Raw genomic sequence first — 16186 nt, 5'->3', positions numbered from 1 at the left:
CGCGCATCCGCGGGACGAGCCACCCGCGGATGCCTCCCAAGAAGGGGGTTCCATGAACAAGACGACACGACTGAGGCGCCTGATCGACGCGCCGGAGATCCTGATCATGCCCGGAGCCCACGATCCGCTCTCGGCCCGGCTGATCGAGGAAGCGGGGTTCGAGGCGGTTCAGGCCAGCGGGCTCGGCATCTCGGCCGCGAGCATGGGCCTGCCCGATGCCAGCATCCTGTCCATGCGCGAGATGGCCGAGCGCACCGTGGCGATCGCGGGTGCGGTCGAGATCCCCTTCATGGCCGACGGCGACACGGGCTACGGGAATGCCGTAAACACCTGGTACACCGTGCGCGCGATCGAAGCGGCAGGTGCTGCCGGCATAAACCTCGAGGACCAGGTTATGCCCAAGCGCTGCGGTCATCTCGACGGCAAGGAGGTCGTGTCCGAGGCCGAGATGGCCGGCAAGATCGAGGCCGCCGCCGAGGCCCGTCGCGATCCCGACTTCGTCATCAACGCACGCACCGACGCGCTGGCGGTCGAGGGGCTCGATGCCACCATCGCCCGCGCCCGCACCTATTTCGCGGCCGGTGCCACCATGGTTTTCGTTGACGGGGTGGACCGCCGCGACACCGTCGCCCGGCTGGTGGACGGGATCGGCGGCCCGCTGGCCGTCAACATGGTCGAGGGCGGCCGGACGCCAGCCGGGCTGACATTCACCGAGCTGCAGAAGATGGGTGTTGCACGGGTCAGCCTGCCCGTGTCGCTGCTTCTCGCCTCGATCCACGCCATGCGCCGCGCGCTGGACACGATCCGCGCGCGCGACGGGACGGGCCCGGACCCGGATCTCTTCGCCGACTTCGCGGATACCCACCGCCTGGTGGGGATGGACCACGTCTACGCGCTCGAACGGCGTTTCCTCGACCCGGAACACCTCGAGCGGAAGTACCGCACCGCCCCCGCCGGACAGGAGACCGACCGATGACGCAGACGATCACGCGACGCCCGGGATACCCGGCCGGCCTCGCTCACGCGAGCGGCCGCAATGCGCGGCTGCGCGCGCTTCTGTCCGGCCCCGGGATCGTGATGGCCCCCGGCTGTTTCGACTGCCTGACCGCGCGGCTCGTGGCCCAGGCAGGTTTTCCCGCGGCCTACGTGACCGGGTCCGGCGTCTCGATGAGCGCGCTCGGCGCACCGGACATGGGCGTGATCTCTTATGCAGAGGTCATCGAACGCGCACGGCGCATCGCCGACAGCATCGACATCCCGGTGATCTGCGACGTCGACACTGGGTATGGCGGACCCATCAACGTGATCCGTACAGTCCGCGAGATGGAGCGCGCCGGCCTGAGCGCGGTGCAGATCGAGGACCAGACCTGGCCCAAGAAATGCGGCCACGAACCCGGCAGGCGCGTCGTCGACGTGGCCGAGATGACCGGCCGAATCAAGGCGGCCGTAGATGGGCGGGACGATCCGGACTTCGTTGTGATCGCGCGCACCGATGCGCGCAGCGCGCTCGGTCTAGAGGCGGCGCTCGACCGCGCAGCGCTCTATGCCGAGGCAGGGGCCGACGTGATCTTCGTCGAAAGCCCCGAGAGCCGCGAGGAGATGGCCGAGATCAACGCGCGCATCGACGCGCCGACGCTGGCCAACATGGTCGAGGGAGGGCTTACGCCGGTCTTGCCCGCCGCCGACCTCGAGACACTGGGCTACCGGCTCGCGATCTACCCCAATTCGCTGACCCGCCTCGTCGGACACCAAGGCCGCGCCCTGATGGAAATGCTGCGCGAGACCGGCACCACCGAGGGGATGCGCGACCAGATGCTCGATCATGCCGCCCTCTGGGGCCTGTTCGACTACCCGGACTGGACCGCGCTCGAATCGCGCTTCGCCGCCACCGACGGAAAGGGAGAGACATGAGCGACAAGCTGGAGAAATGGCAGGGTTACGTCCCGGACGCCGAGCTGGCGACCTACCGCAAGGGCGGCTTCGGCGAGCGGATCGGCTTTGGGGAGCGCGTGGCGCTGCTGAACATCGACACCACGTGGATGTTCGTCGATCCCGCCTACGACATGTGCGGCCGCGAGATGCCGGAACTGATGCAGGCGCTGACCGACCTCACTGCCCAGTTCCGGCGACTGGGTCTGCCAGTCTACTACAGCCGCCGCGACAATCGGAATCACCCGGTCCGCCGGGGCATCTGGAACCTGAAGCTTTCTGTCGCCGAGAGCCACGGCTACACCCGAGACCCGCGCGCCGACGAATGGCCCGAGGCATACGCGCCCACCGAGGCCGACGTCGTCGTCGAGAAGAACAAGCCGTCGTGCTTCTTCGAGACGCCGCTCGAATCCTTCCTGCGCTATGACCGCGTCGACACGCTCGTGGTGGTCGGCATTTCCACCAGCGGATGCGTGCGCGCCGCCGTGACCGACGCATTCTCGCACAATTTCCGCGTGATCGTGGTGGAGGACGCGGTCGGCGACCGCAGTCCCTCGGCGCACAAGGCCAGCCTCTTCGACATGGACATGAAATTCGCCGATGTCGAACGTCATGCCGATGTGACGCGCGAACTCGACCGCCGATTTTCCGGCACCGCGCGGGCCGCGACCGGCTGATCGGCAGCCCGAGGGTCCGCCAAGCGCGGGCCAAGACATCCCCGAGGGAGGAAAAACGATGGGACTCATGTCACTTAAATCCGTGCGCGCGCTCTGCGCCGGGCTGGGAAGCGCAGCGTGCGTCGCCGGCGCCACCCCTGCGCTCGCGGACACCGCGCAGCTGTCCATAGGCGCCACGAGCCAGGCGTCGTCGCTCTACGCCTACCACGTCGCGGTCGCCCAGCTGCTGAACGGCACGCTGGACGACGTGAACGTCTCGGTCGTCGAGACCGGCGGCGGGCTCGACAACATGCGCCGCCTGTCCGAGGGCCAGGTCGACTGGGGCATGATGGCAGAGCCGGACCTCTACGAGTACTACAAGGGGCTCGGCCCGTTTGAGGGGCAGCCGAACCCCGATTTCCGCACTTTCTGGACCACGACCCCCCTCGCCTACCTGTTCGTGGTGGCCGCGGATTCGGACGTCCGGTCGGTCGCCGACCTCGACGGGCAGGCCTTCAACGGCGGCGGCCGCGGGTCCGGGACCGAGCGCGCGTCGTTCGAGGCTCTCGGCGCCATGGGCGTTGAGCCCGACTGGTTCCGTACCGGCATGAGCGACGCCGTCACCGCGTTTCAGGACCGCCGCATCGTGGGCTTTACCAAGGCCGGCCCACCCGCAGCGCCGGACAGCGCGATCCTGAACGCGCAGACCGCGCGCGACATCCGCCTGCTCGACTGGACCGAGGAGGACATTGCGGCGGTGCAGGCGGAGTATCCGCACTTCGACTTCATGGCGGTCGAGGACACGCCGTACGACACCGGGCCCATGAACCTGCGCGTTGTGTTCATCACCATGGGCACCACCAAGGACATGCCCGAAGATACTGCCTATAACATCTTCCGTACCGTGGCGGAGAACGTCGACAAGGTGGCCGAATCCTACGGCGCGGTTGCGGGGCTCGACATAGCGCAGCAGACTGTCGAGCGGGCCCAGACGCCGCTGCACCCGGGCGTCGTGCGCTACCTGCGCGAAGGGGGCCATGAGATCCCCGACCGGCTGATCCCGCCCGAGATGCAGTAAGCCCAGTCCTTCGACGCACCCGTCCCGCGGGGCGGGTGCGCTCCATCGCCGCGAAGGCCGCGGCGCAAGGCGGAGTCCAGCATGACACGTGACGCCGACACCGACACTCCACGCGCCGCCCTGCGCGTGCGCCGCGGCGGTATCGTGGCGCTGAGCGGCGTCATGGTGGCCTTCCATCTCTATACCGGCGCGTTCGGTGCATTCCCGGACCTGATACAGCGCGCCGCCCACGTGGGCGGGACGCTGATGCTGGCGTTCCTGCTCTTCGGCGCCGACCGGGACAGTGCCCGGGAGCGGCCGCTGGGGGTCCTCGACGGCCTGCTGATCCTGGGCGCCGCGCTCGGCACCGCGCACGTCATCCTAAGCTACGACCGCGTGATGGGCTTCACCTTCCGAATGACGGAGGCGGATTTCATTTTGGCCATCGTCACGACCGCGCTCGTCCTCGAGGGATGCCGAAGGGTGATCGGTCTCACCATCCCGCTTCTCGGGCTTGCTGGTCTCGCCTACGCGCTGCTCGGCCCGCACCTGCCGCAGGCCGTCGCCCATCGCGGTCTCGACCCGCGGCTTGCGGCAGAGGTGCTGTACCTGTCGAACCGCGGTCTCTACGGGATGGTCACCGGCATTTCCGCGAACGTGATCGCGCTTTTCGTGATCTACGGCGTCTTCCTGTTGCGCACCGGAGGCGGACAGACCTTCATGGACATCGCCATGCGCATCGGCGGACGCAGTACGGGCGGCGGCGCCAAGGTCGCGACGATCTCGAGCGCCATGTTCGGCAGCGTGTCGGGGTCGGCGGCCGCGAACGTCGCGACCACCGGCGCGTTCACGATCCCGCTGATGACGCGGCTCGGCTACCGCCCCGCTTTTGCCGCCGCGGTCGAGGCCGTGGCGTCGACCGGCGGGCAGATCATGCCGCCCATCATGGGCGCAGGCGCCTTCATCATGGCCGAGCTTCTCGGCGTGCCGTACCTGACGATCATGGCGGCGGGCCTGATCCCCGCGATCCTCTACTTCGCGGGCTGTCTCGCGGGGATCCACTTCGAATCCCGGCGGCTCGGCTACCGCCCCGTCAACCCCGCCGAGATGCCCCGGCTGTCCGACACGTTGACCTTGCGCGGCGCGGGGCCGGTTCTGGCGTCGCTCGTTGCCCTCATCGGGCTGATGGTGCAGGGGTATTCGCCCGCGCTCGCGGCGTTCTGGGCGGTGGTGCTGCTGGTGGGATTCTACCTACTCGCTGCAACCTCGGTTGCGGACCTCAGGGACAAGCTGTCGGGGCTCGGTCGCACCGTGGTCGAGGCGGGCGTCGGGCTGGTGGCGATCGCAGTACTGATCGCGGGGGCGCAGATCCTTCTCGCCATGATTTCGACAACCGGGCTCGGGGTGTCCTTCACCTCGGCCATCATCACGCTCGGAGAGGCGAACCTCATGGTCTCGCTACTTCTTGCGATGCTGGTGGCCATGCTCCTCGGCACCGGTCTTCCGACCGCCGCGGCGTATCTCCTCGCCGCCGCCGTTGTGGCCCCCGCTCTCGTGCGGCTGGGTGTCGAGCCACTCAACGCACATTTCTTCATTTTCTATTTCAGCATCATCGCGGGGCTGACCCCGCCGCTCTGCGCCACGGTTTTCATCGCCGCGACCATGGCCCGGACCGACTGGCTGCCGACCTCCCTTCTCGCGGTGCGGCTCGCGCTCGTGGCCTTCCTCATTCCGTTCATCTTCGTCTTTCACCCCGAAATCCTGATGTCGGGCCACCCGGCGGCGATCGGTTTCTACGCCGGGACCGGGCTCTTGGGCGTTGTCGTCATCGGCGCGGCGATGGCGGGGTTCCTGTTCCATCCCCTCACCTGGCCGGAGCGCCTGCTCCTGATTGCGGCCGCCCTTCTGCTCATCGCGCCGGGCCTTGCCGCGGCCGCAACGGGCGCGGCGCTGCTCGTGCTCACGTCGATCCGGCACTGGCGTCGTCGTCCCGGGGAAGAAGCGGAAAACCATCAAGGAAACACGCATGTTGAATCATAACGGCAAGATCGTGCGCCAAACACTGGAGGAGATCCTGATCCCCGCGCAGACGGCGCTGGTGGTCATCGACATCCAGAACGACTTCTTCGCGCCGGACGGCGTTTTCGCCCGCGCAGGCCGCGACATGGCGCTGGCCGAGGCGCACCTGCCGATCATGGTCGACGTCGTGCGCCGCGCCCAGGCGTCGGACATCATGACCGTGTTCGTCCGGCAGGTCACACTTCCGGGCGGGGCAGGCGACAGCCCGGCCTGGCTTCGACTCAAACTTCGGGACGGCAAGAGCCCCGACTACACCTTGCCCGGAAGCTGGGGCGCCGAATTCTGTGACGGCATCGCGCCGCGCCCCGAGGATCCTGTCGTGGACAAGATGCGCCCCGACGCCTTCCACCGCACCGCACTCGACCTGATCCTGCGCGCCAACGGCATCGACACCGTCGTGTGCCTTGGCGCCAATACAGAGGGTTGCGTGGAATCGACCGTCCGCAGCGCGGCGCACCACGACTACTACACGGTCGTCGTGGAGGACGCGGTGGCCAGCAGCAACACCGCCTACCACGAAGCTTCGCTCGCGCTCATGCGAAACCGCTTCGTGGTGGCGCAATCTGCCGAACTCCTGCCGCTGCTGGAGCGCGGCTGATGGCAGCGGCCGTCGCACCCACGGACCAGGGGCCGCTCGCAGGCCTCAGGATCGTCGAATCCACGGCCTTCATCGCGGCGCCGCTCGCGACCATGAGCCTTGCCGCGCTCGGGGCCGAGGTGATCCGGCTCGACCCTTCCGAGGGAGGGCTCGACCACCAGCGCTGGCCGCTCTCGCAAGAGGGTGCGAGCCTCTACTGGACCATGCTCAACCGCGGCAAGAAGTCCGTGACGCTGGACCTGCGCACCGAGGAAGGACGCGAGGCCGCCGCGCGGCTGGTCTGCGAGGGCGACGGCATCTTCGTGACGAACCTGCCCGCGCGCGGCGCGCTGGCCCCCGAGGCGCTGCTGGACCGCCGCCAAGACGTGATCGTCGTCACGCTCGACGGCAGTCCCGACGGCGCCACCGCCATCGACTATACCGTGCACGCCGCATGCGGGGCGGCGCAGATGGCCGGCCCCGCAGGCCTCGACTCGCCAGTCAACAACGCAGTGCCCTTCTGGGACGTGATCGCCGGACGCACGCTCGCAATGGGACTCCTCGCCGCCGAACTGGAGCGTCGGCGCACCGGGCGCGGCCAGCACGTCGCGCTCAGCCTCTCGGACATCGCCATGGAGACAATGGCCAATGTGGGCATCCTGCCCGAGGCCGAGCTCTCGGGCGAGGCCCGCCCCCGGCAGGAGAACTGGGTCTACGGCAGCTTCGGCCGCGATTTCGAGACGCGGTGCGGGCGGCGGTTCATGCTTGCGACCGTCACCGGCAAGCAGTGGCGCGCGCTTCTCTCCGCAACCGGGCTCGGCACCGCCATGGATCGCATCGGCGAGGCCTTCGGCGCCCCGCTCGACGACGACGCGGAGCGCTTCAGGGCACGCCATGCGATCGCCGCGCTGGTGCAGGACTGGGCCGGTGCGCGCGACCTGACGCAGATCGCGGACGCCTTCGCGGGCACGTCGGTCTGCTGGTCGCCCTATCGCGATGCCGCGCAGCTCTTGGCAGAGGACGCGCGTGCGAGCCCCCGGAACCCCATGTTCGCCCGGCAGGCGCATCCGGGCGTGCCCCCGGTCCTGACGCCGCGCACCCCTCTGCGCCTCTCGGCGCATCCCCGTCTCGCCGCGGCGCGTGCGCCTGATCTCGGCGCCGACACCGCGTCGGTCCTCGGTCCACTCGACACAGCAGGAAAGGAAGCGGATCCATGACCACCCTCTCTCCGGTCGCGGTCATCGGCACCGGCACGATGGGCCGCGGCATCGTCCAGGTCTTCGCGCAGGCCGGAAGCCGGGTGATCGCGCTCGATGCCAGCCGCCAGGCGGCCGAGGCCGCGCGCGCCCATGCCCTCGCCATGATCGAGAAGCTCGCGGCCAAGGGGCGGCTCGAGCCCGATCTCGCGGCCGACGCTCCCAACCGCATCGTGGTCGCGACCGATCTCTCCGACGTCGCGGGCGCCGCCCTCGTGGTCGAGGCAGTCGCCGAGGACCTCGAGGTCAAACGCGCCCTATTCCGTGACCTCGAGGCGGTGGTGGGTCCGGATTGCATCCTTGCCACCAACACCTCGTCCCTGTCGGTGAGCGAGATCGCCGCGGGATGCGCGCGTCCCGGACGGGTCGCGGGGTTCCACTTCTTCAACCCGGTGCCGCTGATGAAGGTGGTCGAGGTGATCGGCGGGCTGCGCAGCGAGGACGCGGTTCTGGACCGGCTCGACGCCTACGCGCGCGACTTCGGGCACGCGCCGGTGCGCGCGGCAGACGCCCCGGGCTTCCTCGTGAATCATTCCGCGCGCGGTCTGACGACCGAGGGGCTGCGCATCGTCCAGGATCGCGTGGCCACGCCCCAACAGGTGGACGCGATCCTCGAAGAAGCGGCAGGATTCCGGCTCGGGCCCTTCGCGCTCCTCGACCTGACCGGGCTCGACGTATCCTCGAAGGTGTTCGACCTGATCTACGACGGATTCTACCAGGAGCCGCGCTTCCGCCCCTCGCCGATCCTGCCGATCCGGGTGGCGGCCGGGCTTTTCGGCCGCAAGTCCGGCGAGGGTTTCTACCGCTATGACAACGGTGTGCGACAGGACCCGACGGCCTCCGCCGTGCCGAACGGCGACGGCGGAAAGGTCTGGCTGGGCGCGCTCGATACGCCATGGCGCGACCGGATCGCGGCGCTTTTTCCTTCCGAGGCGCGGGACGAGGGCGCAAAACCCTCCGCTTCAAGCGCCGTGATCGCGGCCCCCCTCGGCCGCGACGCGACGGCGGAAGCGGCGGCCCACGGGCTCGACCCCGCACGCGTCGTCGCGATCGATCCGCTCTTCGGACCTGCGATAGAGGGCGGGCGGCTGACGGTGATGGGCACGCCCATGACGCGTGCCGTCATGGGCGACCGGGTGGTGGCGTGGCTTGCCGCCAGCCGGCCGGTCACGGTGATCGCCGACAGCCCCGGGTTCGTGGCGCAGCGCACGCTCGCCACCATCGTGAACATCGCCTGCGACATTGCCCAGCAGGGGATCGCCTCGCCCGGGGACATCGAGCTCGGAACGACGCTCGGCCTCGGGTATCCCCGCGGGCCCCTGCGGTGGGGCGACGCAATCGGCGCGGCCCACATCCTGCGTATCCTCGACGCGCTTCACACGCTCACCGGCGATCCGCGCTACCGAGCGAGCCCCTGGCTGCGCCGACGCGTGACACTGGGGCTGCCGCTCGACGCGCCGGCCGAGTGGCGCTAACCCGTTGCGCCCGGTCGCCGCGCCTTTCCGGCGGACATACGAACGGCGCGAAGTTGCCTTCGCGCCGCCGGGAGGAGGACGGGCGCGCGCGGGGCGCGTCCGTCCGGGAGGTCACTCGGAAAGCGTGAACGCGGCTGTGTACTTGTCCACGTTGTCGGGGGTGATCAGCAGGCAGTCGAAGAGCTGCTTTTCCTCGCTGACCATCGGCTCGCCGTTCTTGATGTAGTGGTCGGCCTGGATGACGGCCTCGCGCGCGAACACGGCGACGGGCTGCAGCACGGTGTAGGCCATCTCGCCGGCCTTCACCGCCTCGACCGCGTCGGGCGAGCCGTCGAAGCCGCCGACGATCATGCCGTCGAGCATGCCGGCCTCCTTGAGGGCCGCGATCGCGCCCAGCGCCATCTCGTCGTTGCCCGAGATCACCGCGTCGATCTCGGGGTTCGCCTGGATGATCGACTGCATCTTGTTGTAGCCCTGCGTGCGGTCCCAGTTGGCGACCTCCTCGGCCACCTTCTCGAGGCCGGGATACTGGCTCAGCACGGTCTCGTAGCCGTTCGACCGGGTGGCGGCGTTGTTGTCGGCGGGGTTGCCGAAGAACTCGACGTACTTTGCCGTGTCGCCCACCAGCGACTGGAACTGCACCGCGCCGATGGCGGCGCCCTGCGCGTTGTTCGACACGAGCTGCGCGATCGCGATGCCGGATTCGTTGATCTCGGCGTTCACGAGGAACACCGGGATGCCGGCCTCGGTGGCCTTGCGCACCACGCCGACCGAGCCGTCGGCGTTCGCGGGGTCGAGGATGATCGCCTTGGCGCCGTTGGTGATGGCCGCGTCGATGAGGTTCGACTCGACGTTGGTGTCGCCCTTGTGGGCAGCGACGGTGGCCTCGTAGCCGAGTTCCTCGGCGGTCGCCTTGGCCACTTCGCCCTCGGTGAACCAGTAGGGGTTCGCCGGGTCGGTCACGATGATGGAAATGAGGCCCTCGGCCCAGGCCGAGCCCGCCATGAGGGGCAGCGAGGCCGCGGCCGCCAAGAGCGCGCGTCTGGTGAATGCGATCATCTAAATGGTCTCCCTAGGGGTCTGGTGGTTGCCGGTTGTCCGGCGGGTCTTCGCGTCGGGTCTCCTCGCCCGGACTGCGCGAAACGGGGACGGGGTCAGCCCTTGCGGGCCTTGCCCCGGTACTGGATGGAATTGAGCATCACCGCGAGGACGATGACCGCGCCGGTGAAGACGGTCTGCCAGTAGGACGACACGCCGATGATGACGAGGCCGTCGCTGAGAAAGCCGATGACGAAGGCGCCGAGCAGCGTGCCGCGCACCGTGCCGCGCCCGCCCATCAGCGACGCGCCGCCCACGACGACCGCGGCGATGGCGGTCAGCTCGTAGGTGGTGCCGGCGGTCGGGCCGGCCGAGGTGAGCTGCGAGCTGAGCACGAGCCCCGCGATCGCGGCGCAGATGCCCGAGAGCACGTAGACCGCGATCTGCACCTTCTTGACCGGCACGCCGGACAGCTCGGCCGCGCGCTCGTTGCCGCCCGACGAGTAGAGCCAGCGGCCGAAGGCGGTGCGCGACAGCAGGAGCCCCGCGGCGATGGCGACGACGGCCAGCACGATGACACCGATCGGCACCCCGCCGATGCGGTTGAAGCCCAGCCAGTCGAAACCGGTATTGCCGAGCGCGGGATCGCCCGAGAGGTTGTTGAAGGTCAGCCCGTTCGTCATCAGTAGCGCGACGCCGCGCGCCACGTAGAGCGAGCCCAGCGTGGCGACGAAGGCCGGCACCCGGAAGAAGGCGACGAGCACGCCGTTGACCGCGCCGACGAGGGCACCGAGTGCGAGGGTCAGCACCACCACGGCCCAGACCGGCGGGTAGAGGATGACGCCCGCCGCCTCGATCTCGACCCCCTGCATCAGGAAGCCGGCGAAGACCCCGGTCAGCCCGAGGACCGACCCCACCGACAGGTCGATGCCGCCGTTCAGGATCACCAGCATCATGCCGATGGACAAGAGGCCGAAGATCGCGACGTGGTTCGCCATGATCAGGAAGTTCGACACCGTCGCGTAGTTCGGCGACAGGAACGAGAAGATCAGGATGATCGCGATGAGCGCGAAGAAGGCGCGCCCCTCGAGCAGGATCTGCACGATGCCGGCGCCTTCGCCGAACATGCCGGCCATCGGACCGCCGGACCCCTGCTTCTTGGTGGTGGTGACATCAGTCATCTCGGGTGTCTCCGTGTCAGTGCTGGGCCGAGGACGGCTTGTCCATGTCGACGATCGCCCGGGCGGTGGGCTCGTCGACGATCAGGCCGCTCAGGAGGCCGCTTTCGAGGACGGCCTTGATCGCGTGGGTCTTGAGGGTGCCGCCGGCCACGGCAACGATGCGGCGGCCCTTCAGCGCCTCGAGCGGCTGCGTCAGGATCCGCCCGCTGACCTCCTGCCCGACAGGCCGGCCGCGCCGGTCGAAGAAGTGCCCGAGGATCTCGCCCACGCCGCCGGCCCCGGCGATGGCGGCCATCTCGGCCGGCTCGATCATGCCGGTGGCGACAAGCTCGGCCTCGGGGGCGGTCGTGCCGATGCCGACGACCATCAGGTCCGCCCGCCGCGCGAGGTCCGCCGCGTGCGCCGCGGCCTTCTGGCTCAGCAGGACGTCGCGGTCGGCGGCGGTATTGGCGATGAACGGCACCGGCATCGACGCGGGCTCCGCGCCCGTCGCCTCGGCCAGCCGCGCGACGATGGCATGCGGGTTCACGTCCGAGCCGCTCGTGAGCGAGCCCATCAGCGACACGACCCTGAGTGCGGGCGCGTGCCGGGGCTCGAGCGCGTCCACGCAGGCCAGAAGCGTCCGGCCATGACCCGCGCCGATGATGGCGTTGCGGCCGCCGGCGATCTCGGCCGACAGGAACCTGCCCCCCGCCGCGCCGAGCGGCCCGAGCGCCAGATCGTCCTCGTGGAGGTCGGTCACGACCTCGCACTGCTCGAGCCCGAAGGCCGCGCGCAGGCTCTGCTCGAGGTCCACCTCGCCCGAGGCGGCCATGATCTGTTCCTTGGTCGCGTCGGGCCCGAACGTGGCCGAGATCTTGCCCTTGTGCATGACGATGATGCGGTGCGCGATGGACAGGCACTCGCTGACCTCGGAGGTCGAGTAGACCACCGCGAGCCCCTTTCGCGCGCCCTCGGCCAGCAGGCGGAACACCTCGGCCTTGGCGCCGATGTCGATGCCGCGCGACGGCTCGTCGAGCAGGACGACCGAGGGATTCGTGGCCAGCATCTTGCCGATCACGACCTTCTGCTGATTGCCGCCCGAGAGCGAGCCGATGGCCGCCCCGCCGCCGTCGGTCTTGATCGTGACCTCCCGGATCGAGCGCTCGATGATCTCCTGCTCCGCGGCCCGCGAGGTCAGAAGCCGCCGGGTGAAGGCGCCGATGGAGGCGAGCGACAGGTTCTGCCCGACCGTCATGGTCTGGACCAGCCCGTCGCGCTGGCGGTCCTCGGGGGTCAGCACGAGACCCGCGTCGATGCGCTGCGCGATGGTCATGCCGGCCACGTCGCGTCCGTGCAGCAGCACCTGCCCGCCCGAGGCCGGCAGCCGCCCGGCCACGCATTCCATCATCTCGGTGCGCCCCGCGCCCATCAGGCCGTAGATGCAGACGATCTCGCCCTGCCGCACGTCGAGCGACAGCCGGTCCACCACGGAATAGCCCGATCCCCCGGGCGCCGGCACCGACAGGTTCCGCAGCGACAGCGCGACCTCGCCGAACGTGGTGTCGGGCGGCGAGCCGAGATCGAAGTTCTCGCCCACCATGTTGCGCACGATCCATTCGAGGTCGATCTCGGCGCGCGGCGCGTAGGCGGTCATCACGCCGTCGCGCAGCACCACCGCGTGGTCGGTGATGGTCAGCGCCTCCTCGAGGTGGTGCGAGATGTAGACGATGGAGACCCCGCGCGCCTTCAGGTCGTGGATGACCTTGAACAGCACCTCGACCTCCGAGGCGGACAGCGCCGAGGTCGGCTCGTCCATGATGAGGATGCGGGAATTGACGCTCAGCGCGCGGGCGATCTCGACGATCTGCTGCTGGCCGAGGCGCAGTTCCTCGACCGGGGTCAGCGGATCGATGTCTTCCTCGAGATCTTCCATGAGGGCACGGCACTGGCGCTCCTCCTCGGCGAAGTTCACGCCGCGGGGGCCCATGATCTCGCGCCCGAGAAAGATGTTGTCGCGCACGTTCATATTGGGGGCGAGCGACAGCTCCTGGTGGATGATCGAGACGCCGAGCTCGCGCGCCTCGACGGTCGAGCGGATCTCGACCGGCCGGCCGTCGAGGATCAGCTCGCCCGCGGTTGGCGCGACCACGCCCGAGAGGATCTTCATCAGCGTCGACTTGCCCGCGCCGTTCTCGCCGAAGAGCGTGGTGACCTGGCCGCGATGCACGTCGAAGTTCACGCTCTTGAGCGCATGCACCGCGCCGTAGCTCTTCGAGATGTTGCGGGCCGCCAGGACCACCTCCGCCCGGTCGGGCGCGAGGGTCGGCGTCTCGTCGTGCAGCGGCGCCGTCATCCCTGCACCTCGAACGCGACCGGGGTGACCAGCCAGTTCTTCGGGTTGATCATGGTGAAGGCGCCGGTGACGGTGACGGTCCGGCCGGTCAGCGCCTCGCGATCGAGATCCGAAAGCACCTCGGCCGCCATGGCGCGGTTGATGCCCGATCCCGCGTCCTGGTACTCGATCTGGTTCTTGAAGGCGCCGAAGGAGATGTCGCCGACGATGTCGCGCAGCTCGGTGCCGTTGATCGCGGGCCCGGTCTGGACGCGCACGCCTGTGCCCTCCGGCAGACCCTCGACGGCGACGTTGAAGATGCCGGACGTCCCCTCGCCCACCGTGCCGGTGAAGGTGACCGGCATCACCGGGAACGCGCCTGCCATGGTACCGTAGGCCTCGACCGCCGCTGCCCTGTCCGCCTCCAGCTCCTCGGCCAGCGCGACCGCCTCGGGCGCCTTGCCGCTGACGAAGTCGCGGATCCGCGGGAACTGCTCGGCGCCGTAGCGGTCCGGGTCGAAGGCCTGCTGGCGCAGGTCTCCCTCGCCGCCGATCGACACGACCGTCGTGTCGAAGGCGATCGCCCCCAGCACCGCGACCGCGACCACCGCGATGATCGCGTTGCGGCGCGTCGCCCTCGAGGAGTGGGCGGAGACGGTACCGGTTGTTGCCATGGCGGACATGCCCCTGTGCTGGGCGGCCCGGCGATCCGGACCGCGATGGATCTGTGCCGGGAAAACCCGGCGCGCTGCTGTTGCGGGAATGGCCAGACGCCTGGCGTCGAACCGTTCCTCCCCTGCCGCCGCGCCCCTGGAACTCCTCAATTCCGCGTCCGGGCCGGCGGCCTTCCGCACCGCGAGGGGTGCGACCGATTGCGCCTACCGTAATGGAAATAAATTTCTCTGTCTGCAAAAAATTTCACACGCTGTCGTTTTTCTGTGATAGACCCGGTCCAGCCGGGCGCGGGGCGACCGGCCGCACGTGCAGGCCCGTCGCACCCGGGGCCGAAGGGGAGAGGCCGCGGCGACGGACGGCGGCAAGGGAGAGAGGACATGGCCGATTCGTCGGACCTGATCATCGGCGTCGATGCCGGCACATCGGTCATCAAGGCGGTCGCCTTCGACCTCGGCGGCGCGCAGCTCGCGTCATCCTCGGTGCGCAACTCCTACGTCATGGGTGCGGACGGATCGGCGACGCAGTCGCTGTCGCAGACCTGGGCCGACTGCGCCGCCGCGCTGCGCGGGCTCGCGGAAAAGGTCGAGGGCCTCGCGCAGCGCACCGCCGCGGTGGCGCTGACCGGACAGGGCGACGGCACCTGGCTCGTGGGACCGGGCGACGTCCCCGTCGCGGATGCCTGGCTCTGGCTCGACGCGCGCGCCGCCCCGACCGTGCGCGGCCTCGCCCGCGGACCGGACGAACGAGCGCGGTTCGAGGCCACCGGCACCGGTCTCAACACCTGCCAGCAGGGCAGCCAGATGGCGCACATGGCGCGCGTCTGCCCCGATCTTCTCGACCGCGCCGAGGTCGCGCTCCACTGCAAGGACTGGCTGTTCCTCAACCTGACCGGCGTGCGGGCGACCGACCCGTCCGAGGCGAGCTTCACCTTCGGCGATTTCCGCACGCGGTCCTACAGCGACGCGGTGATCGCGACGCTCGGCCTCGAGGACCGGCGCGCGCTCCTGCCCGAGATCCTCGACGGCTCGCGCGACACCCGGCCCCTGACCGCGGCCGCGGCGGCGCAGACCGGCCTCCTGCAGGGCACGCCGGTCTCGCTCGGCTACGTGGACATGGTGATGACCGCGCTTGGCGCGGGCGTGCACACGGGCGACGCTGGCGCGGCCTGTTCCACGGTGGGCTCGACCGGGGTGCACATGCGGGCCGTCCGGTCGGACGACGTCTACCTCAACGCCGAGGGCACGGGCTACGTCATCTGCCTGCCCGTCCCCGATCTGGTGACGCAGGTGCAGACCAACATGGCCGCGACGCTCAACATCGACTGGGCGCTGTCCCTGGTCGAGGACCTGATGGCCGAGACGGGCGCCGCGCCGTCGCATGCCGACCTCGTCGCCCGGATCGACGGCTGGATGGCGCGGTCGCGGCCGGGCGCGCTGGTCTACCATCCCTACATCTCCGAGGCGGGCGAACGCGGCCCCTTCGTGAATGCCGACGCGCGCGCGAGCCTCGTCGGCCTCAACGCCTCGCACCGCTTTCCGGACGTGATCCGCGCGGTTGTCGAGGGCCTCGGCATGGCGGCGCGGGACTGCTACGCGGCCATGGGCGACATGCCCCGCGAACTGCGCCTGACCGGCGGCGCCGCGCGGTCGCCGGCGCTGCGCCGGGTGCTGGCCGCCGCGCTCGACACGCCGGTCCGCGTTTCTTCCCGCGACGAGGCGGGGGCGGCCGGCTGCGCCATGATGGCCGCGGTCGCCATCGGCGCCTTCGACAGCATGGATGCCTGCATCGCGCGCTGGACGACGCCGCTCCTCGGCGCGCCGGAGCCGCCCTGCCCCGACCTCGTGCCTGTCTACGACACCCTCTTCGCCAACTATCGGCACGCGCGCGACAGCCTCGCCCCCGTCTGGGACGGGCTGGCGGCGGCGCGCAAATCGCAAGGAGCCTGAGAC

13 protein-coding genes are annotated in these 16186 nt (G+C 69.7%); 9 read left to right on the top strand and 4 right to left on the bottom strand.

Annotated elements, in window-relative coordinates:
• The first annotated feature begins 52 nt into the window (after positions 1–52).
• The 8 genes from RISW2_RS00250 to RISW2_RS00215 all read left to right on the top strand — a co-directional run bounded on the left by RISW2_RS00250 (position 53) and on the right by RISW2_RS00215 (position 9029).
• Positions 53–976: an isocitrate lyase/PEP mutase family protein gene (locus RISW2_RS00250; protein WP_043765114.1), complete on the top strand. Its 924-nt coding sequence runs from the start codon at positions 53–55 to the stop codon at positions 974–976.
• A complete protein-coding gene (locus RISW2_RS00245) occupies positions 973–1911 on the top strand; it encodes an isocitrate lyase/PEP mutase family protein (RefSeq protein WP_051491669.1) in 939 nt (312 codons plus the stop codon). The genes RISW2_RS00250 and RISW2_RS00245 overlap by 4 nt, the downstream gene beginning before the upstream one ends.
• Positions 1908–2606 (top strand): isochorismatase family protein, encoded by a 699-nt coding sequence (locus RISW2_RS00240; protein ID WP_051491667.1) that lies wholly within the window; start codon positions 1908–1910, stop codon positions 2604–2606. The genes RISW2_RS00245 and RISW2_RS00240 overlap by 4 nt, the downstream gene beginning before the upstream one ends.
• Positions 2607–2673: 67 nt before the next feature.
• Positions 2674–3663, top strand: coding sequence for a TAXI family TRAP transporter solute-binding subunit (locus RISW2_RS00235; RefSeq protein WP_162164304.1), 990 nt, complete (start codon positions 2674–2676; stop codon positions 3661–3663).
• Positions 3664–3744: 81 nt separating this feature from the next.
• Positions 3745–5682: a TRAP transporter permease gene (locus RISW2_RS00230; RefSeq protein ID WP_051491665.1), complete on the top strand. Its 1938-nt coding sequence runs from the start codon at positions 3745–3747 to the stop codon at positions 5680–5682.
• Positions 5669–6319: a cysteine hydrolase family protein gene (locus tag RISW2_RS00225; RefSeq protein WP_043765110.1), complete on the top strand. Its 651-nt coding sequence runs from the start codon at positions 5669–5671 to the stop codon at positions 6317–6319. The genes RISW2_RS00230 and RISW2_RS00225 overlap by 14 nt, the downstream gene beginning before the upstream one ends.
• Positions 6319–7515, top strand: coding sequence for a CoA transferase (locus tag RISW2_RS00220; RefSeq protein WP_051491663.1), 1197 nt, complete (start codon positions 6319–6321; stop codon positions 7513–7515). The genes RISW2_RS00225 and RISW2_RS00220 overlap by 1 nt, the downstream gene beginning before the upstream one ends.
• Entirely contained in the window at positions 7512–9029 is a 1518-nt protein-coding gene (locus RISW2_RS00215; RefSeq protein WP_043765108.1) for a 3-hydroxyacyl-CoA dehydrogenase, read from the top strand. The genes RISW2_RS00220 and RISW2_RS00215 overlap by 4 nt, the downstream gene beginning before the upstream one ends.
• A 111-nt stretch (positions 9030–9140) precedes the next feature.
• Here RISW2_RS00215 and RISW2_RS00210 read toward each other — a convergent pair whose 3' ends face one another.
• The 4 genes from RISW2_RS00210 to RISW2_RS00195 all read right to left on the bottom strand — a co-directional run bounded on the left by RISW2_RS00210 (position 9141) and on the right by RISW2_RS00195 (position 14236).
• Positions 9141–10088, bottom strand: a complete 948-nt coding sequence (locus RISW2_RS00210) for a D-ribose ABC transporter substrate-binding protein (protein ID WP_043765105.1) — start codon at positions 10086–10088, stop codon at positions 9141–9143.
• A gap of 95 nt (positions 10089–10183) precedes the next feature.
• Positions 10184–11248: an ABC transporter permease gene (locus RISW2_RS00205; RefSeq protein WP_084615190.1), complete on the bottom strand. Its 1065-nt coding sequence runs from the start codon at positions 11246–11248 to the stop codon at positions 10184–10186.
• A 16-nt stretch (positions 11249–11264) separates the two neighbouring features.
• Complete coding sequence (locus RISW2_RS00200) at positions 11265–13583, bottom strand: sugar-binding domain-containing protein (RefSeq protein WP_084615189.1); 2319 nt, start codon at positions 13581–13583, stop codon at positions 11265–11267.
• Entirely contained in the window at positions 13580–14236 is a 657-nt protein-coding gene (locus tag RISW2_RS00195) for a DUF2291 family protein (protein ID WP_084615200.1), read from the bottom strand. Before RISW2_RS00195 ends, RISW2_RS00200 begins: the two co-directional genes overlap by 4 nt.
• 378 nt (positions 14237–14614) lie before the next feature.
• On the opposite strand from RISW2_RS00195, the gene RISW2_RS00190 reads away from it, so the two are divergent.
• On the top strand, positions 14615–16183 hold the full coding sequence (locus tag RISW2_RS00190; protein WP_043765100.1) for an FGGY-family carbohydrate kinase: 1569 nt from the start codon (positions 14615–14617) through the stop codon (positions 16181–16183).
• Positions 16184–16186 lie beyond the last annotated feature (3 nt).

Origin of the sequence: Roseivivax isoporae LMG 25204, from assembly GCF_000521865.1 — a bacterium.
GTDB classification, from domain to species: Bacteria; Pseudomonadota; Alphaproteobacteria; order Rhodobacterales; family Rhodobacteraceae; genus Roseivivax; species Roseivivax isoporae.
This window is presented reverse-complemented; position numbering and strand designations above follow the sequence as displayed.